The following is an 18,883-nucleotide window of genomic DNA, read 5'->3' as shown; positions in this document are numbered from 1 at the left end:
CTCCTTTAAAATTGTATTTATATAAGCTAAGACTACCATGGCGGGCTTTTTTTTGCAATTAAATCTCGCAGGCATGAGAGCCCCAAAATCCTCCGTTGGCAAGAAAAACCTCCTAGGAAGACCTAGGAGGTTGCAAGCAACTGCTACTATTTACTAGAAAAGTTACGCAGGCGCAAGGCATTTAATACCACAGACACGGATGATAAGGACATGGCTGCCCCCGCCAACATTGGGTTAAGCAAGGGGCCGCCAAAAAGGTGGAAGATCCCCATGGCAACTGGAATGCCTAAAATGTTGTAGATAAAGGCCCAGAATAGGTTTTGCTTGATGTTTTTGATGGTCGCTTCACTGAGGCGGATGGCCTGGTAGACATCCATAAGATCATCATGCATGAGGACAACATCGGCTGATTCGATGGCCACATCCGTCCCTGAGCCAATGGCAATACCGACGTCAGCTGTCGCTAGGGCTGGGGCATCGTTAATCCCGTCCCCGACCATGGCTACCTTTTTACCCTGGTCCTTAAGCTGGGCCACTTGGTCGGCCTTGTCACCAGGTAAAACATCCGCTACCACCCGGTCGACCCCCACCTGGTCAGCAATGGCTTGGGCGGTTTCCTGGTTGTCTCCAGTTAGCATCACCACTTCGAGACCAGCTTGGTGGAGGGCCTTAATGGCAGCTTTAGAAGTTTCTTTAACTGGGTCAGCCACGGCAATCAGGCCAACTAGGTCCTGGTCAATTAGGACATACATAGGGGTTTTGGCTTGGTCAGCCAATTTTTTGGCCGCTTGGCGGTGGTCATTACCTAGCTGGCTCAAGCGGTCCACCAGTTTTTGGTTGCCGATAGCCACTTGGTAGTCCCCAATCTGGGCTTGGATGCCCATACCAGACAGGGCTTCAAAGGCAGTCGCCTTGCCTAGATCTAAGTCACGAGCCTGAGCCTGGTTCACAATGGCTTGGCCCAAGGGGTGTTCTGATTGCTTTTCCGCGCTAGCTACTAGGGCTAGCACTTGGTCTTGACTAAATTGGTCATTAAAGACTAGCATATCTGTCACTTGGGGCTGTCCCTTGGTAATGGTACCAGTCTTATCCAAAACCACAGTCTCCACCTGGTGGGTCGTTTCCAGGGCTTGACCACCCTTAATTAGAATACCGGCCTTGGCCCCTTGGCCGGTACCCACCATAATGGCAGTTGGCGTCGCCAGACCCAGGGCACAAGGACAGGCAATCACCAAAACGGAAATGGTGATGGTCAAGGCAAAGTTAACCGACTCCCCGCCAATAAAGTACCAGGCCAACCCAGACAAAATAGCAATGGCTATCACGACTGGCACAAAGACTCCGGAAATTTTATCGGCTAAGCGGGCAATAGGCGCCTTGGAAGCCTGGGCATCCTCAACCAGCTGGATAATTTGCGCTAGGCTGGTGTCGGCGCCTACCTGGGTGGCCTCAAAGACAAAGGAGCCGGTCTTATTTATCGCAGCACCAACCACCTGGTCGCCCACTGTCTTATCAACCGGCATAGATTCACCGGTAATCATGGCCTCATCAACCGCTGACTGGCCTTCAATTATGACCCCATCAACTGGAATACTTTCTCCGGGACGGACCAATATTTTATCTCCAACTGCTAGCTGGTCAACTGGTAGCGTTACTGTCTCCCCGTCTCTGACCACCTGGGCTGATTTAGGTTGCAGGTCCATCAGTTCTTTGATAGCGGCCGAGGTTTGCCCCTTGGACCGGCCTTCAAAGTATTTACCCAGGGTAATCAGGGTTAGAATAACGGCGGCTGATTCAAAGTAGAGCTGGTGGGCATAATGGCCTTGACCCTGGCCGATAATCTCATAGAGGGCATAGAGGGAATAACCGTAGGCCGCGCTGGTTCCTAGGGCCACCAAGGAATCCATATTCGGGTGGCCTTTAAAGAGAGACTTGAAGCCAGACTTGAAGAAGTCACGGCCAATCACCATGACGCCAGTGGTTAAGACCAGCTGAACCAAGGCGAACCGGGCCGGATATAAGTCAGGATGGATAATCCTTGGCACTGGTAAGCCAATCATGGGCCCCATGGCGATATATAAGAGGGGCAGGCTAAGTAGGGCTGACCATAAAAAGCGGTGCCAGAGCCCTTGTATATGTTGGTGTTGGTTTTGGGCCTGGTCTTGCCGGGCTTGGCGGTTGGCTTGACCGATGGCTTCAGCCTGGTAACCCGCCTGGGCCACCTGGTCAGCAATGGTCTGACTATCTAAATTGCTGGCCCCCCTGACCTGCATCCGCTCGGTAGCCAGGTTGACACTGACCTGGTCCACACCTGCGAGGTCACCGACCGCCTTTTCAATAGTTTGGGCGCAAGACGCGCAGTGCATACCGGTAATGGCAAAGTTCATTTCCTGGCTAGGTAGCTGGATACCATAGCCGGTTTCCTGGCTAATTTGATCCGCGATTTCTTGGGCAGAAATAGCCTGGTCATCAAAATCGACGGTTAACTGTTCATTGGCCAGGTTAACCCCAGCCTGGTCAACCCCCGTTAATCTTTGCGTGGCCTTTTCAATGGTTTGGGCACAGGCTGCACAGTGCATACCGGTGACGTTAAAATTTTGTTTCATATTGATTTCCTCCTTAGCTGGCTGGTCCCTGGCTCAAGCCAGGTCAAACCACCAGTCTTTAGTCAGATTATATCTTGAAAACTTTGACTACACTTGTAATCATAACACCCTGAACTTGCTTTGTCTACAAATGTCGTCTAAAATATAAAAAAGCCAATTAAACGATAGTAAAACTAATAATGAGGTGCCCTATGACCAAGAACCAGCAAGTCCCTTACCAAACTTATACCAATTTGCCATCTAGTTTGCCTGACCGCCCCTATATCCCCTATTATGTCTGGCCAGCAACCAACCGTAAACCCCGGGCCATCATCCATATCGTCCACGGTATGTCGGAACATGCTACCCGCTACCAGGACTTAGCCAACTGGTTTAGCCGGCAAGGCTTTGTAGTGGTGGGCCACGACCATATTGGCCACGGGCCCCTGGCCAAAGCCAACCAGCGTTTGGGTTACTTTGGCAGTCGTCAGGCCAGCCGTGATTTGGTTGAAGATTTAAGGCGGGTGGTCCAAGCCAACCAGGATCGGTTTCCTGGCCTAGCTTATATTATCCTCGGCCATTCCATGGGGTCTTATATTACCCGCCTGTTCCTGGACCAGTACAGCAACCAGGTCGATGCCAGCATTTTAACTGGCACCAATGCCACTTCCCTCCTATATTTTTTAGGTGGCCAAGTAGCTGACCTGCTTAACCTCTACCAGCCCCAGGCGGTTAACTATGCCATCCACCGCCAGCTCTTTGGTGGTGGTCTAGTCAAAACCAAGGATGGCGTCATGACTGACAACCCCCTCTGGTATCCCCCCGCACCCGGCCAGACTCATGACTTTCCCCTGGCGGCCTTTCCCTTCACCAATAATGGCTTTGCGGAATTAGTGAAACTAGCTAGTCGGGCCACGCGGCCAAGTTGGGCCAAACGCCTGGACCCCCAACTAAAACTCCTGATTATCGGGGGATTAAAAGACCCACTGGTAAACGGTGGCCGTGACCTGGACCGCTTGGCTAACCAGGTCCAGGCTTCTCCTGTCCAGTCAGCCCGCTTGCTGGTTTACCCCAACAAGGGCCACGAGGTACTTCAGTATAGCGGGGCCCAGGCTGTCTACCAGGATATCTTAAACTGGTTAAATACCTGGCTTGACCAATAAATGATTACAGCGACCAAGGAGGTTATGTGAAATGTCTGAAACTGCTGAGATGATCAGCCCAGCGGAATGGGAAATCATGCGGATAATCTGGGCCCATCCTGATAGCCAAAGCAAGGCCATCATCCAAGCCGCCACCGCCTTTAACGACTGGCAGGCAACCACCATAAAAACCCTGCTAGCTCGTCTAGTTAAAAAAGGTTGGGTAAAAACCCAAAAGAAAAAAAACTATTACCGCTACCAGGCCGCCATTTCTGAAAGTCAGGCCCTAGCCGAGAGTATCAACCAGCTGACTGACCACACCTGCAAAAAAAATGGCTACAAATTAGTCATGGAAGTCATCAACCAGGTTGATCTGGACCAGGCTGGCCACGATCAAATTCTCGCCTGCCTAGAGGCAAAAAAATTGGTAGACCAAGTGCCTTGTTCCTGCCAACCCGGTCAGTGCAACTGCCACCAACATAGCTAAAAAGGGTGTGAGAAAAAGCGCTTTGAACTGAATCCTTGGAATAAAAGACGCCCAATATCGCAGATATTGCGGCGGATTTTATGAAAGGACTTCAGTTCAGCTTTTTCGAACCCGACTAAAAAGGGTGTGAGGGCTGGCGCTCAGGAATGCACCACTGGAAGGTTGCGAATTTTACCGCTTAAGAACTTGTTTTGCCGGTATCGGTAAGGCAGGGCCTCAAGACGACTATCTTAGCTCTGCTGATTTTAGGCCTGTATATTTGTCTAAATTCGCTGACCGATTTTAATTATTTAATCTGGTTTAATATCGGCTTTTTGGTCCTAGCTTATTTTATCGGCTTAATTTTTAGAAAGCCAAAGGATTAGCTGTGGCAATAACTAGTAAGATTTAGATCATAAACAAGCAAAGGAGTTGGAACTTTAGGTTTCCAACTCCTTTTTAACTAAAAGTTATTCCGGCAGCTGCCAATCAATAGGCTTTTGGCCACTGGCTTCAAGTATTTTATTGGTTTGTGAGAAGGGCCGACTGCCGAAAAAACCCCGGTAGGCTGACAAGGGACTCGGATGCGGCGCAGTAATCACCGCATGACGACGCTCATCGATTAAGGCCCGCTTAGTCTGGGCTGGCTTACCCCACAAGATAAAAACAATGGGCTGGTCACGCTGGTTAAGTTGGCGGATAGTTTCATCAGTGACTAACTCCCAACCCTGACCGCGGTGGGAGTTGGCCTCTCCAGCCCGAACCGTCAGCACGGTATTTAATAAAAAGACCCCCTGCTGGGCCCAGGATGTTAAATCACCATGTTGAGCTGGGGCAATGCCTAGGTCGCTGGCTAATTCCTGGTAGATATTACGCAAGGATGGCGGGACCTTGACGCCACGTTGGACCGAAAATGCCAGACCCTGGGCTTGATTAGGCCCGTGATAGGGGTCTTGGCCCAGAATGACCACCTTGACCTGGTCATAGTCGGTGAGCTGGTAGGCGTGAAAGACGTCACGGGATGGTGGATATACCGTGTAATGGGCCCGTTCTTGGGCAACAAAATCTGCCAGTTGCTTTATTTTTGGCTGAGCCAGGCAGGCTGCCAAGCGGTCCTGCCAAACTAAACCCTCAAGTTGTGGAATCATAATTACTCCTTTATACATGCATTCAATCACTATTAGTCAGCATCATCGATTCAGCCTTAAGTGACTTTTAAGACACCCTTTTGCTTCTCCTAGTTTAGTATAGCAAAACATGTTAAAATGAGCTTAAAGAAGTCGTTGTTTTGATTTAAAAAGGAGTTAAAACCATGCTAGAATTTATTGCTTCCGATATGGACGGTACCCTCTTAGACCAGACCCTGGAAATCCCCCAGGAAAACATTGATGCCATTAAAGAAACCTATAGTCTCGGCATTCCCTTTGTAGTTTGTACGGGACGTAACTTTAAAGAAGCCAAGATTCCCTTAGACAATGCCGGTATCCGCTGTCCGATTATTGGCCTCAATGGTGCCATCCAATTCGACCGTGACGGCCAAGTGGAATTTGAAATCGCCTTAGATGATGACCAGGCCAAACGAATCCTGGCAATGGGTTATGACCGCGGTTTCTACCTGGAAGCCATGACTGCCGAAAATGTTTATTCTTCTTCTAGAGAAGACCGGATCAAGATGATTGCTACCCTCATTGTGGCCCAAAACCCTGAACTGAGTCTGGAGGAAGCCAGCCAGCGAGCTACCCAGTCCCATGAGGTTGATAGCATCGAATACCGGGATAATCTGGCTGACCTGATTGATAAGGAAGGGCAAAAAATTGTCAAAATTACCTTCGTCGATCCAGCTGGTCAACCAGCCCTAGCAGCCACCTGGAATGATTTAGAAGCCAGCTACCAGGATATCTATATCACCTCTTCCTTCTTTTATAATATGGAAGTTTCCCATAAAACTGCCACCAAGGGTGAGGCCATCAAGCGTTATGCCGAAGCCCATGGTTACAACTTAGACAAGACCATGACCATTGGTGACAACTATAACGATGTCCCGATGCTGGAGATCGCTGGCTATTCTTATGCCATGGGTAACGCCGAGGAGGGTGTCTTTAAACACGCCAAGTACCGGACTGAATCCAACCGTCATGCCGGTGTCGCTAAGGCCATTGAACGCAGCTTGGCAATGACCCAAACTAGAGAAAAATTTAACCAGTAAAATTGCCTGTCGCAAGTCTAGTTAGGAAGGTAGCTTTATGAAAGAAAGAATTGCCCTAATTGATATCGGATCCAATACCATCCGCCTGGTCATTTTCCAGCTGGCTAATAATTTGGACTTCCGTGAAATACAAAACATTAAGGTCCCAGCCCGCCTCTTTCAATATCTGGAAGACGGTGTCATGCGCCAGGAAGGGATTGATTGCCTTTGCGATATCATGGATGCCTTTAACCATGAGGCCGCTATCATGAAGTGCGACCAAATTCTCCCCAAGGCCACCGCAGCCATCCGCCAGTCAGCTAATGTGAATGATATCATCGACCAGGTCAAAAAACGGACCGGGCTCACCATCGATTTGGTTTCGGGCCCCATGGAGGCCTACTACGGCTTCAATGCCGTCATCCACACCATGGCTGACAGGGAAGCGGTTACCGTCGATATCGGTGGGGGGTCAACTGAAATTACCTACTTTAAGGACAAGCAGATTGTCCACTCCCACTCCTTCCCCTTTGGTGCAGTAACCCTGCAATCCCTCTTCTTCCAAGGCAAGGCCCATAATGATAAAAAAGCTATTAAAAAGACACGGGCCTATATCCAGGCAGCCTTCAGTGACCAGCCTTTTATGAAAGATTTAAAACTGCCGATTATCGCCATTGGTGGTTCCGCCCGGAACGTGGCCCGGGTTCACCAGGCCCAAACCGGCTACACCATGGGTAGCCTGCATAACTATGTTTTAGCCCCCGATGATCTGACCAAGGTTTTAGACTATTTTGGCCAGGTTGATGCGGACCAAATGGACAAGGTAGAAGGCTTAAATGCTGACCGGGCTGACATTATCGTGCCGGCTAGCCTCGTCTTTACTGAACTGGTTAACTTTGTCCAAGCGCCTTGCTTTAAATTCTCCAACAACGGTTTGCGGGAAGGGATCCTCTATCAGTATGTCCAAGACCGCTATCCTGGCGCCTATGACATCAACCAAGTGGCCACTGAAAGTGTGGAACGTTTGGCCGACCGCTACCATTTCTCCATGGCCGATGGGGCCCAGCGCATGGTCATTGCCCAAGAGTTAGCCCAGGCCATGATAGATGCTGGCTTGCTCAAATTAACTGACCAGGAAAGCGAACTCCTGCGCTACGGCGCCTATGCTTATTTCTTGGGCAAGGCAATCGACCCAGCTGCCGCTTCCCAGCACAGCTTCTACATCCTGTCTAATATTAGCCTCTTTGGCTTCTCCCACCAGGACCAATTAGCCTTGGCGCTAGTGGCCTCCTATAAAAACAAGGGCCTCTTCAAGCAATATAGCCAAACCTATCCAATTACCTTCTCGAGCGACCAGCTCAAGTGCTTGCAACATATCGGCGGCATCATTAAGTTCGCAGAATGCTTAAACGATTCCCACTATAATATCGTCAAAGATATTAAGCTGGTTAAGAAAAAGGGTGACTACCGGTTAGAAATTTACTACCACGGCAACCTGATTGCCGAGCCCAATAAGGCCAACAACCAGATTAAGCATATCGAACGCATTGTAGGGGCTGACTTAGCTATCGACTTTATTAAGGCCAAGTAATACCAAGCGAGATAATCAGACTTGTGGGGGCAGGTCAAGAAAGTAAGTAGCAACTTTTTTGAAAGGATGATTAGCTTGACAAGTGAAAAGCAAAAAATAACCGATTTTAATAATCCTGACTATTATGACAACCGGGAAATTTCCTGGCTATCCTTTAACCAAAGGGTCTTAGCGGAAGCTGAAGATAGCCGCAACCCCCTCTTGGAACGCTTGGGCTTTATCTCCATTGGCGCTTCTAACCTGGATGAATTTATGATGGTTAGGGTGGCGGGGCTCCAAGACCAGGACCACTGGCAGGTCAAAACCAGGGATTCTAAAAAACAGTGGACCCCTGCCCAACAGTTACAAGCCATTGCTGAGGTCAACCACAAACTAGTCGACTACCAATACGGCCTCTATCATGACCTGGTCGCCCTGTGCCAAGACCGGGGCATCTATTTCCAAGGGGTGGACCAATTGTCTGACCAGGTCCTTGACCAATTAAAGCTGGAGTCCTTTAATGACATCTACCCAGCTCTAACCCCGCTCGGTATTGATGCCTACCGCCCCTTCCCCAACCTCAACAACAAGGTTATCAACCTCTTTGTCCGTTTAAAAAAGGCTGGCCAGGAAGAAAAGCTAGCTATCGTCCCTCTGCCCCAACTGATGAAACGATTCCACACCTGCCAGCATGATGGGAACCATTATTTGGTTTACACTGAAGAAATTATCCGCCACTTTATTGGCGAGCTGTTCCAAGGCTACCAAGTTAAATCTGCCTTCTTCTTCCGCATCACCCGCAATGCTGATTTGGATATCCAGGAGGAAGGGGCCCAGGATCTTTTAGCTGTGATTGAAGATTATCTGATTAAGCGTCGCCAAGGGATGGCTGTGCGGATAGAAATCGACCAGCGATTTATTAACCCCGACACAGACCAAGCCGATATCGACTTTTTGCTGGACAGTCTGGAATTAACAGACCAAGACCTCTACCTGGTGGATGGCCCCCCTTGACCTAACTGGTTTGGGCCAAGCCATCGACTACTTAGAGGACTACTATCCGGAAGAGAGCTTTCCACCGTTCAAAGCCGTTTACCCCAGCGAACTCTATGACCGCGACCTCTTTAAGGTGATGGAAAAGCAGGATGTCTTCCTCCACCACCCCTATGATTCCTTTGATCCCGTGGTGGAATTTATCGACCAGGCCGCTGATGATCCCAATACCCTAGCCATCAAGCAAACCCTCTACCGGGTGTCGGCTGACTCGCCCATTATCGCTGCCTTAAAACGAGCAGCCCAGTTGGGTAAGGAAGTCACTGTGCTAGTGGAATTAAAGGCCCGCTTTGATGAAGAAAACAATGTCCAATGGGCCAAGGTCCTTGAAAAAGCGGGTGCCCATGTCATTTATGGCATGACCCAGCTCAAGACCCACTCTAAAATTGCCCTGGTTATTAAGAAAAAGCAGGACCGCTTCCAAGGCTATGTCCACCTGGGCACGGGTAACTACAATGACAAGACCGCCCGCGGCTATACGGACATGGGCATCTTGACCACCAACCAGGAAATCATTGAGGATGCCATTAACTTCTTCAACTATCTCTCTGGCTACTCCGACCAACCCGACTACCACCAGCTCCACGTCTCACCCTTTGATATCCGCGACTCCTTTATGGAAGAAATTGATGAGGAAATTGCCAGCCACCAACGCTATGGTAACGGCCATATCATCGCCAAGATGAACTCGCTGACCTCCTTGGATATCATCAAAAAACTCTATGAAGCCAGCCAGGCTGGGGTCAAGGTCGATTTGATTATCCGAGGTATTTGTTGCTTGATTCCAGGTATTTCTGGTCTGAGTGAAAATATCCGAGTGATTTCAGTAGTGGGCCGCTTCCTAGAACACAGTCGCATCTACTACTTCAACCGTAATGGCCAGGACCGGCTCTTCCTATCATCAGCCGATATGATGACCCGCAATATGATTCGCCGGGTGGAGATTGAATTTCCGATTCTAGACCCTTATATTAAAAAGGAAATTTTAGAGATCCTGCAAATTTATCTCGATGATAACACCAAGGCCCGCTATAAACGCGCTGATTCCAGCTATGCCTATGTCCAAAATGATCAAGCGCCAATTAATGCCCAGTATGTCTTTATGGTCAAGGCGCGGCTGGAACGCCAGCAATCAGACCAGGACGGTAACAATCGCAAGTGGCCAAGCAAACTTAACCGAGCAAAAAAATAAAACAGCTAGACTAGGACGAACTAGCTAGCTACTGAGCGCTAGGACTGGTCACCAAGGCCGGGGCCTAGCTTTTTATATTGACTCATTTTAGCTAGCTAGGGGTCGAACAAGCTGCTTACTGTCCGCTTACCAAGTCTGCCCTGAGACTGCGACAGGTCTTAAGGCCGAATTTCTTTGCATTTATCCAGACCATCATGTATATTAGTCTAGGAAAACAAGCCCAGAAAGGAAGAAAATATGCTAGCGGTAAACAATGTTAGTCTTCATTTTTCAGATCGCAAACTTTACGACGATGTCACTCTTAAATTTACAGAGGGCAACTGCTACGGTATTATCGGCGCTAATGGTGCTGGTAAATCAACATTTTTAAAAATTTTATCAGGGGAAATCGCCCCATCAACTGGGGATGTCCACTTAGATCCCAACGAGCGGATGTCGGTTCTAAGCCAGAACCACTTTGGTTATGAAGAATATCCAGTCATGGATACAGTCATCATGGGTAACAAACGCCTCTATGAGGTTAAAACCGAGCGTGATGCCCTTTATGCCAAGGAAGACTTCACCGAGGCAGACGGTATCAAGGCCGGTGAGTTAGAAGGTGAATTCGCTGAACTGAATGGTTGGGAGGCCGAATCAGAGGCTGCCCAATTATTAACTGGCCTAGGAATCACCGAAGATATGCACTACCAACAAATGAGCGAATTGCGTGAGGCTGATAAGGTTAAGGTCCTCCTGGCCCAAGCCCTCTTCGGTAACCCTGATGTCCTGCTCTTGGATGAGCCGACTAACGGTTTGGACGGTCAAGCCATCGAGTGGTTGGCGGAATATATTATTAACTTCCCCAATACCGTGATCGTCGTATCCCATGACCGTTACTTCTTAAACCAGGTCTGCACCCATATCTGTGACGTGGACTTTGGTAAGATTAAATTGTATGTGGGTAACTATGATTTCTGGAAGCAATCTTCTGAACTGGCAGCTAAACTCCAAGCTGACCAAAACGCTAAAAAAGAAGAAAAAATCAAGGAGCTCCAAGACTTCATCGCCCGCTTCTCTGCCAACGCTTCTAAGTCTAAGCAAGCGACTTCCCGTAAGAAGATGCTCGATAAGATTGAACTAGATGATATCCAACCATCTAGCCGCAAGTATCCTTTCGTTGGCTTTGATATGGAACGGGAAATCGGTAACGATGTCCTGTCAGTAGAAAACCTTTCTAAGACCATTGATGGCGTTAAGGTATTAGACAATATCACCTTTACCGTCGGCCGTGAAGACAAGATTGCCTTCCTCAGCCGCAATGATATCGCCACCACCACCCTTTTTAGAATCTTGATGGGTGAATTAGAGCCTGACACTGGTTCCTACAAGTGGGGGGTCACCACGAGCCAGTCCTACCTACCTAAGGATTCTTCCCACGAATTTGAAGGGTCAAGCTATACCATCTTAGAATGGTTACGCCAGTTTGCCAGCCCGGAAGAGCAGGACAATACCTTCTTACGCTCCTTCCTCGGTCGCATGCTCTTCTCTGGTGAAGATGTCAATAAAAAAGTTGATGTCCTATCCGGGGGTGAAAAGGTCCGCGTCCTCCTCTCACGCATGATGCTAGAGAAGGCCAATGTCCTAGTCCTCGATGACCCAACCAACCACTTAGATTTAGAGTCTATTACCGCTCTTAACGACGGCTTGATTGCCTTCAAGGGTGCTATCCTCTTCTCCAGTCATGACCACGAGTTCATCAACACCATTGCCAACCGAATCATCCACGTTTCAGCTAATGGCATGGTTGACCGCCTTGATACCAACTATGAAGAGTATCTAGCTAATGAAGATGTCCAAGCTCGGGTTGATAAACTCTATGAATAAGCTAAATTAGAAAACAGGCTGGTAAATGCTGGCCTGTTTTAACACGTCGCGGCTACTTTTTCAAATTTACAAAATTTTTACAATAAATTTACAAGAATTAAATAATCCTTACTTATAATATAAGTATCTCGCAACCCCTAGTTGCTTTTCCTATGAAAATAGGAACCAACCGCCTGCCCCCACAGGCGGTTTTTTGATTTCATAAACTAAATGGCTAGTAAAATTTCCGGATGAGTTAAATGACTGTGCGTTCAGCAGCCGATCCTTAATTTCCGCAGCTAGATTAAAAAGGACATTTACTTAAACTTGCAATCACTATTTTCATTGCTTACAATGAGAGGGCAAGTAAAAATTTAGAATAAGGAGCTAGTCTATGCGTTTTATCCTAAACTACCTCAAGGCCTATCCTAAAGAGCTATTTTTTGTGGCTTTAGGTACTATGGCCTTTGTCTTTGTGACCCTGGGTATGCCAACTGTCCTGTCCAATATGATTGACCAGGCCATCATTCCCCAGAACCGTGACCAAGTGCTTTTTTATGGTTGGATCATGCTGGCGATAGTTGTGGTCGGTTTCTTAGGGCGCCTCCTAACTGCCTATGCCACGGCGAAAATTGTCAATCACATGACCATGACTATTCGTAACGAGGTCTATGCCAAGATGCAATCCCTGTCCCACCACGAATTTCAAGAATTAGGTGTGCCGTCCCTAACCACCCGGATTACTACGGATGCCTTTATCTTGCTACAATTTACTGAAATGTTCCTGCGTCAAGGCCTGTCTTCACCGGTTATGATTGGGGTCTCTGTTTACATGATTTGGTTGACCTCCCCGTCACTAGGTCTTTTTATTTTGCCTGTAGTTCCCCTGATTATCGGCATGATTGTCCTGGTAGCCAAGGTCAGCCGGCCCATTTCTGAAGCCCAGCAAAGCAACCTGGATAAAATTAACCGGATTTTGCGGGAGTCCATTACTGGGCTTAGGGTAATCCGAGCCTTTAACCGAGAAGACTTCCAGGAGAGCCGCTTTGTGGCAGTCAACCAAAAATTCCGCCAGCTGTCAACCAAGCTCTTCCGCTGGATGGCAGCCACACCACCTGTCTTCTCTTTCCTGCTTAATGCCGTGATTATTGTGATTTTCTGGTACGGTAGCCAGCAGATTGAGGCCCAGAACCTACAAATTGGTAACCTGGTGGCCTTTATCGAGTATGCCTTCCACGCTCTCTTCTCCCTGATTGTTTTCTCTAATATTTTCATGATGTACCCGCGCATGATGGTGTCAACCGGCCGGATTCAAGAGGTCTTACACACACCAATTACCGTAGAGAATCCTGACAATCCGGTGAAAGGAGCCCCGGAACAGGGAACCCTGGAATTCCGTCATGTTGACTTTGCCTATCCAGATGCTGTAGAACCCGTTCTCCGCGATATTTCCTTCAAATCCAAGGCCGGTGAAACCACCGCCTTTATCGGATCAACAGGTTCCGGTAAGTCAACCATCATTAAATTGATTCCACGTTTCTATGACGCAACTGCCGGTCAGGTCCTAGTTGACGGCATCGATGTCCGTGACTATGACCTTGATGACCTGCGGAAAAAAATCGGTTATACCCCCCAGAAAGCCCTGCTCTTTACTGGAGATATTTCCGATAACCTCCGCTATGGTAAGGAAGATGCTACTGAGCAAGAAATGGTCCATGCCACCGATATTTCTCACGCCCGCGAATTTATTGAGCGGCTGGAAACCCGCTTTAATACCCACCTAGCTGAAGGTGGCTCTAACCTATCAGGGGGGCAAAAGCAGCGGCTATCTATTGCCCGCTCGATTATTGGCGGTCGCGAAATCTATATTTTCGACGACTCCTTCTCGGCCCTAGACTATAAGACCGATGCGGAAGTTCGGGCGGCCCTTAAGGAAGAAACCAAGCAGGCTTCAACCATTATTGTGGCCCAACGGGTTGGGACCATTATGCATGCTGACCAGATTATTGTCCTAGACAAGGGTCGGATCGTGGCCCGGGGTACTCACCAAGAACTGCTTAAATCTTCACCGATTTACTACGATATTGCCTCATCACAACTGACAGAGGAGGAATTAAACAATGACTATTAAAGAAAGTTTGGCCCGCCTCTGGCCCTACATGCGACCGAAACGCTTGCAATTCTTCGGGGCCCTTTTAATGTCACTCTTACAAACCATTTCCCAAACCCTGGAGCCCTTTGTGATTGGCCTAGCCATTACCGAAGTGACCAAGAATGTGGTTGCTATGGCGCAAGGCGTGCCAGGAGCAGGCATCAATTACGACTATATTTTAAAAATTATGGTCCTCTATTTTGCCCGTGGTATGGTCTACCATGTTTCTATGTTTCTGGGTCAATTCTGGCTCACCAATGTGGTCCAATCGGCAATTTATGACCTGCGCAATGATATCGCTGAAAAAATTAACCGCCTGCCAGTGGCTTACTTTGACCGTCACCAGGTAGGCGATGTGCTCAGCCGGATGACTAATGATGTGGATGCTGTCTCCAACGCCATGCAACAATCCTTTATCCAGCTGGCCAACGGCTTCCTCAGCATCTCCTTCGCCATTGCTTTCATGCTTTATCTCAAGTGGCAACTGGCCCTGATTATTATCGTCATGATTCCGCTTAATTTACTCTTGGGCCGCTTGATTTTAAATTGGTCCCAGCCTGCCTTCCAGGCCCAGGCCGATGCCTTGGGTGACCTCTTTGCCTTCACCCAAGAGCAGCTATCCGGTTTTACCGAAATCAAGGTTTATGGCCAACAGGAGGAATCAGTCAAAGCTTTTGAAGCCAAGAACCACCAGCTTTATGAAAATGGTTTCCGGGCTTCCTTCCTATCCGGACTGATGATGCCCCTCTTCAACATGATTGCCAATGCCTGCTACCTGGTGATTGCGGTGGTAGGTGGGCTCATGACCATCGCTGGCCGCTTAACTGTCGGTAACCTGCAAGCCTTTGTCCAATATGTCTGGCAAATCAACCAACCCATCACCATGATTACCCAGATGATGGGGCTGATTCAGTCAGCCTTTGCCGCCTGCCAACGGATTTTCTCCTTCCTAGACGAAGCTGAAGAAGACCAGAGCCCGGCTAAGGCTCAGCTGCGTGACCAGGTTGCCGGCCAAGTTGAATTTGACCATGTTGGTTTCGGTTATCACAAAGACAAGCCCCTGATGACTGACATCAACTTTACCGTTAAGCCCGGGGACACCGTGGCTGTGGTTGGTCCGACTGGCGCCGGTAAAACGACCTTGATTAACCTGCTCATGCGTTTTTATGACGTTGACAAAGGCGCCATCAAAATTGATGGCATCGACATCAAGGACCTGGACCGAGCTGACTTACGCAGCCATATGGGCATGGTCCTCCAGGATGCCTGGCTCTATACCGATACCATTGAAGAGAATATTCGTTTCGGTGATTTACAGGCCACAGACTACCAGGTACGCGATGCGGCCAAGGTAGCCAATGTCGACCACTTTATCTCCACCCTGCCATCGGGCTACAAGATGGAAATTAACGAGGAGGCCAATAACGTGTCTCTGGGTCAAAAGCAATTGATGACCATTGCCCGGGCTATTATTGCTGATCCTGATATCCTAATCCTGGATGAAGCCACTTCCTCAGTAGATACCCGCTTGGAAAAACTGATCCAAGGCGCCATGGACAAGATTATGGAAGGACGGACTTCCTTCGTCATTGCCCACCGGCTCTCAACCATCCGTAATGCTGATATGATTCTAGTCATGCAGGAAGGAAATATTATCGAGCACGGTAACCACGAGGAATTACTGGCTGCTGACGGCTTCTATGCCGATCTTTACCGGTCACAATTTAATGAAGATGACCCAGCTGAAATCAGCATGGGCTACTAAATTCACAACTAAAGAAGGTCTGAACCCTTGGGTACAGACCTTTTTTGTTTTTATTTCACAATATCCCGAGATATCTTTTGCATATCAGGCAATTTCTTGCTAGTCTAAATATATATGTGTAAATTTTGTTAATTTTTAATTTTTAAACTAACAAGGAGTGAAATCATGATTGAATTTAGGCAGGTCGCTAAGACCTATCCTGGGGGCGTCCAAGCCCTAAAACCAGCCAGTTTTACCATTAATAAGGGGGAGTTTGTCTGCTTTATCGGCACCTCTGGTTCAGGTAAAACTACCGCCCTACGCATGATTAACCGCATGCATGACCCCACTGAGGGTGAAATTCTCATCAATGGTAAAAAGACCACCGATATGGACCCGGTACAAATGCGCCGTAAAATTGGCTACGTCATTCAAAGGGTCGGCCTTATGCCCCACATGACCATCTATGAAAATATCGTAACCGTGCTCCGCCTCTTGGACTATTCAGAGGGCGACTGCCAGGATATTGCTAAGCGGCTCTTAGCCCGGGTGGAATTACCTGAAGACTATTTAGACCGCTATCCTTCTGAATTATCCGGTGGCCAGCAGCAAAGAATCGGGGTCATCCGTGCCCTGGCTGCAAACCCGGAAATTGTCCTTATGGATGAACCTTTCGGCGCCCTGGACCCCATTACGCGCGATGCCCTACAAGAACTAGTTAAGGAACTCCAAGAAGAATACCAGGCCACCTTTGTCTTTGTTACCCATGATATGGATGAGGCTTTAGGCCTGGCAGATAAAATTGCTATCTGGCACCAAGGGGAATTGGTCCAATACGATACCCCAGAAAATATTATCAGTAAACCGGCCAATGATTATGTCCGCTCCTTCTTGGGTGAGGACCGCCTAGTTCAGGCCAAAACCAACCTGGTTAAGGTTAAGGAAATCATGAATACCAACCCGCTCACCATCGACCTGGGTAAAACCACCGGTGATGCCCTGCAAATCATGCGCGACAACTATGTCGACAGCCTGTTTGTGGTGGACGACTACAACCACCTGCTAGGCAAGGTCAGCCTAACTGACATCACCCAAAACAAGAACCTACAACGGCCAGTTTTAGAGGTCATGGTACGGAAATTAAATCCAGTTAAAGAAGATGCCTTGGTCCAAAACACCATGCAGCGGATTTTAAAAGGCCAGCAAGCCAACGTGCCAGTGGTTAACAATAGCGGTACTCTAACCGGTTTAGTGACTCGGGCGACCCTGGTTAACCTAATCTATGAAGCCGTATGGGGGGATGATCCTGAAGTCATCCTCGACCAACTCCAAGACCAGGCGGTGACGGCTGATGATTAACTTCTTAGAGAGTCAAGGTAGTGAAGTCCTGCGACTTTTGGGCGAACACATCACCATTTCCCTAACTGCCTTAATCGCTGGCATTGTCGTGGCTGTCCCCTTGGGCATCTTGCTGTCCCAACACCGTAAAGTGGCCAATGGCATTATTTCCCTGGTATCTATTTTACAAACCATACCTACGCTAGCCCTCTTAGCCTTAATGATTCCGATTTTTGGGGTTGGCAAAAGGCCAGCTGTTATTGCCTTATTCCTGTATTCCCTTTTACCCATCCTTAGAAATACTTACTTGGGCATGACGGCGGTTGACCCGGATATCCTGGACGCCGGTAAGGGGATGGGCTTCACCCGCTGGCAACTGATTCGCAAGGTCCAAGTCCCCCTAGCTATACCAGTCATTATGGCTGGCATCCGCCTGTCAGCGGTTTATGTCATTGCCTGGGCCACCCTGGCTGCCTATATCGGTGGCGGTGGTTTGGGTGAGATGATTTTTAACGGGCTCAACCTCTTCCGGCCGGACCTGATCTTAGGAGGCACCATTCCAGTTACCATCCTCGCCCTGGTTGTCGACTGGCTGATGGCCAAGTTAGAGGACTGGACTAGCCCCCAAACCACATCTAGTCAGGAGGTTAAAGATGCTTAGATCTCTTAAAAAAATCCTAGTCCTACTTTTAGCCACCGCTAGCCTGGCTGCCTGCAGTTTGCCTGGCCTATCAAGCTCGGGCAACCAGGATGGCATTTCGATTGCTTCGTTAGGAACTACCGAAGCAGAAATTATGGGCTATATTAACATGTATATGATCCAACACTATACCAATCTCCCGGTTGACCATATCACCAACCTAGGCTCGTCATCTATGAACCATGCCGCCTTTATGACCGGGGACGCCAACCTGGCTTCCGTCCGCTATACAGGTACCAGTTTAACTGGTGAATTAGGCCTGCCAGCTGTGACCGACCCTGACAAGGCCTACCAATTAGTAGTGGCCGGCTTTGAAGAGGAATTTGACCAAACCTGGTATCCATCCTATGGTTTTGCCAACTCCTATGCTTTTATGATTCGTCGTCAAGATGCCGAAGAAAAAGGAATTTCTAAGGTCTCTGACCTGGCCCCTTATGCTGACCAAGTCAAGGTCGGCGTTGACAACTCATGGATCCACCGTGACGGTGATGGTTATGCCAACTTTGTCGAGACCTATGGCTTTGACTTCCCTAACCTCTATCCGATGACCATCGGCCTAGTTTATACGGCGGTGGCTTCTGGTGAAGTTGATGTCGTCTTAGGTTACTCCACCGATGGCCGGATTATTGCTGAAGACCTGGTAGTTTTAGAAGATGACCGCCAGCTCTTCCCCCCTTATGATGCCAGCCCAGTGGTCACCAACCAGGTTCGGGAGGCCCATCCGGAAATTGATGCCATAATGGCCAAATTAGCTGGTGAAATTTCTAATGAAGAAATGCAAAGACTCAACTATACCTCAGATAACTACCTGCTCGAGCCCGCTACTGTAGCCAGAGAGTGGCTCTTACGTAAGAACTTTTTTGAGGACAAGGCACCTTACTTAGAACCTGTCAGAAAGGAGTTGGCTAACTAAT

14 protein-coding genes are annotated in these 18,883 nt (G+C 48.6%); 12 read left to right on the top strand and 2 right to left on the bottom strand.

Annotation, left to right across the window (positions count from 1 at the left end; genetic code table 11):
- Positions 1–146: 146 nt before the first annotated feature.
- Complete coding sequence (locus AWM75_RS07430; protein ID WP_067980294.1) at positions 147–2,606, bottom strand: heavy metal translocating P-type ATPase; 2,460 nt, start codon at positions 2,604–2,606, stop codon at positions 147–149.
- A 191-nt stretch (positions 2,607–2,797) separates the two neighbouring features.
- Here AWM75_RS07430 and AWM75_RS07425 point away from each other — a divergent pair, with 191 nt between their 5' ends.
- Together AWM75_RS07425 and AWM75_RS07420 are read left to right on the top strand one after the other, a co-directional pair.
- Positions 2,798–3,748, top strand: coding sequence for an alpha/beta fold hydrolase (locus tag AWM75_RS07425; protein ID WP_067980289.1), 951 nt, complete (start codon positions 2,798–2,800; stop codon positions 3,746–3,748).
- Positions 3,749–3,779: 31 nt separating this feature from the next.
- Positions 3,780–4,214, top strand: coding sequence for a BlaI/MecI/CopY family transcriptional regulator (locus tag AWM75_RS07420; protein ID WP_067980286.1), 435 nt, complete (start codon positions 3,780–3,782; stop codon positions 4,212–4,214).
- A gap of 449 nt (positions 4,215–4,663) precedes the next feature.
- On the opposite strand, the gene ung is transcribed toward AWM75_RS07420, so the two are convergent.
- Positions 4,664–5,341 carry a uracil-DNA glycosylase gene (ung, locus tag AWM75_RS07415; protein WP_067980281.1) on the bottom strand — a complete coding sequence of 226 codons (678 nt, stop codon included), beginning with the start codon at positions 5,339–5,341 and terminating at the stop codon, positions 4,664–4,666.
- 164 nt (positions 5,342–5,505) lie between these two features.
- Between ung and AWM75_RS07410 the strand changes: the two genes are divergently transcribed.
- From AWM75_RS07410 to AWM75_RS07365, 10 genes are all read left to right on the top strand, one after another.
- Positions 5,506–6,399, top strand: coding sequence for a Cof-type HAD-IIB family hydrolase (locus tag AWM75_RS07410; RefSeq protein ID WP_067980276.1), 894 nt, complete (start codon positions 5,506–5,508; stop codon positions 6,397–6,399).
- A gap of 37 nt (positions 6,400–6,436) precedes the next feature.
- Complete coding sequence (locus tag AWM75_RS07405) at positions 6,437–7,969, top strand: Ppx/GppA family phosphatase (protein ID WP_067980266.1); 1,533 nt, start codon at positions 6,437–6,439, stop codon at positions 7,967–7,969.
- Between the two features lie 75 nt (positions 7,970–8,044).
- Complete coding sequence (locus AWM75_RS08860; RefSeq protein ID WP_067980263.1) at positions 8,045–8,962, top strand: polyphosphate kinase; 918 nt, start codon at positions 8,045–8,047, stop codon at positions 8,960–8,962.
- Positions 8,949–10,193: a polyphosphate kinase 1 gene (gene ppk1, locus AWM75_RS08855; RefSeq protein WP_067980259.1), complete on the top strand. Its 1,245-nt coding sequence runs from the start codon at positions 8,949–8,951 to the stop codon at positions 10,191–10,193. The genes AWM75_RS08860 and ppk1 overlap by 14 nt, the downstream gene beginning before the upstream one ends.
- A gap of 237 nt (positions 10,194–10,430) precedes the next feature.
- Entirely contained in the window at positions 10,431–12,056 is a 1,626-nt protein-coding gene (locus tag AWM75_RS07390; RefSeq protein WP_067980256.1) for an ABC-F family ATP-binding cassette domain-containing protein, read from the top strand.
- A 373-nt stretch (positions 12,057–12,429) separates the two neighbouring features.
- Positions 12,430–14,166, top strand: coding sequence for an ABC transporter ATP-binding protein (locus tag AWM75_RS07385; protein ID WP_067980253.1), 1,737 nt, complete (start codon positions 12,430–12,432; stop codon positions 14,164–14,166).
- Positions 14,156–15,952: an ABC transporter ATP-binding protein gene (locus tag AWM75_RS07380; RefSeq protein WP_067980250.1), complete on the top strand. Its 1,797-nt coding sequence runs from the start codon at positions 14,156–14,158 to the stop codon at positions 15,950–15,952. The genes AWM75_RS07385 and AWM75_RS07380 overlap by 11 nt, the downstream gene beginning before the upstream one ends.
- A gap of 165 nt (positions 15,953–16,117) precedes the next feature.
- Complete coding sequence (locus AWM75_RS07375; protein ID WP_067980247.1) at positions 16,118–17,290, top strand: ABC transporter ATP-binding protein; 1,173 nt, start codon at positions 16,118–16,120, stop codon at positions 17,288–17,290.
- Complete coding sequence (locus tag AWM75_RS07370) at positions 17,283–17,930, top strand: ABC transporter permease (protein ID WP_067980245.1); 648 nt, start codon at positions 17,283–17,285, stop codon at positions 17,928–17,930. The genes AWM75_RS07375 and AWM75_RS07370 overlap by 8 nt, the downstream gene beginning before the upstream one ends.
- Positions 17,923–18,882, top strand: coding sequence for an osmoprotectant ABC transporter substrate-binding protein (locus AWM75_RS07365; protein ID WP_067980242.1), 960 nt, complete (start codon positions 17,923–17,925; stop codon positions 18,880–18,882). Before AWM75_RS07370 ends, AWM75_RS07365 begins: the two co-directional genes overlap by 8 nt.
- Position 18,883 lies beyond the last annotated feature (1 nt).

This window comes from Aerococcus urinaehominis (genome assembly GCF_001543245.1).
GTDB lineage: Bacteria > Bacillota > Bacilli > Lactobacillales > Aerococcaceae > Aerococcus > Aerococcus urinaehominis.
The sequence above is the reverse complement of the archived record's forward strand: the minus strand, read 5'-3'. Positions and strand labels throughout refer to the sequence as shown.

Excerpts from the sequence above, each read along its gene's own strand:
- AWM75_RS07430 (WP_067980294.1), bottom strand. The coding sequence starts at position 2,606 with ATGAAACAAAATTTTAACGTCACCGGTATGCACTGTGCAGCCTGTGCC.
- AWM75_RS07425 (WP_067980289.1), top strand. The coding sequence starts at position 2,798 with ATGACCAAGAACCAGCAAGTCCCTTACCAAACTTATACCAATTTGCCA.
- AWM75_RS07420 (WP_067980286.1), top strand. The coding sequence starts at position 3,780 with ATGTCTGAAACTGCTGAGATGATCAGCCCAGCGGAATGGGAAATCATG.
- ung (WP_067980281.1), bottom strand. The coding sequence starts at position 5,341 with ATGATTCCACAACTTGAGGGTTTAGTTTGGCAGGACCGCTTGGCAGCC.
- AWM75_RS07410 (WP_067980276.1), top strand. The coding sequence starts at position 5,506 with ATGCTAGAATTTATTGCTTCCGATATGGACGGTACCCTCTTAGACCAG.
- AWM75_RS07405 (WP_067980266.1), top strand. The coding sequence starts at position 6,437 with ATGAAAGAAAGAATTGCCCTAATTGATATCGGATCCAATACCATCCGC.
- ppk1 (WP_067980259.1), top strand. The coding sequence starts at position 8,949 with ATGGCCCCCCTTGACCTAACTGGTTTGGGCCAAGCCATCGACTACTTA.
- AWM75_RS07390 (WP_067980256.1), top strand. The coding sequence starts at position 10,431 with ATGCTAGCGGTAAACAATGTTAGTCTTCATTTTTCAGATCGCAAACTT.
- AWM75_RS07385 (WP_067980253.1), top strand. The coding sequence starts at position 12,430 with ATGCGTTTTATCCTAAACTACCTCAAGGCCTATCCTAAAGAGCTATTT.
- AWM75_RS07380 (WP_067980250.1), top strand. The coding sequence starts at position 14,156 with ATGACTATTAAAGAAAGTTTGGCCCGCCTCTGGCCCTACATGCGACCG.
- AWM75_RS07375 (WP_067980247.1), top strand. The coding sequence starts at position 16,118 with ATGATTGAATTTAGGCAGGTCGCTAAGACCTATCCTGGGGGCGTCCAA.
- AWM75_RS07370 (WP_067980245.1), top strand. The coding sequence starts at position 17,283 with ATGATTAACTTCTTAGAGAGTCAAGGTAGTGAAGTCCTGCGACTTTTG.
- AWM75_RS07365 (WP_067980242.1), top strand. The coding sequence starts at position 17,923 with ATGCTTAGATCTCTTAAAAAAATCCTAGTCCTACTTTTAGCCACCGCT.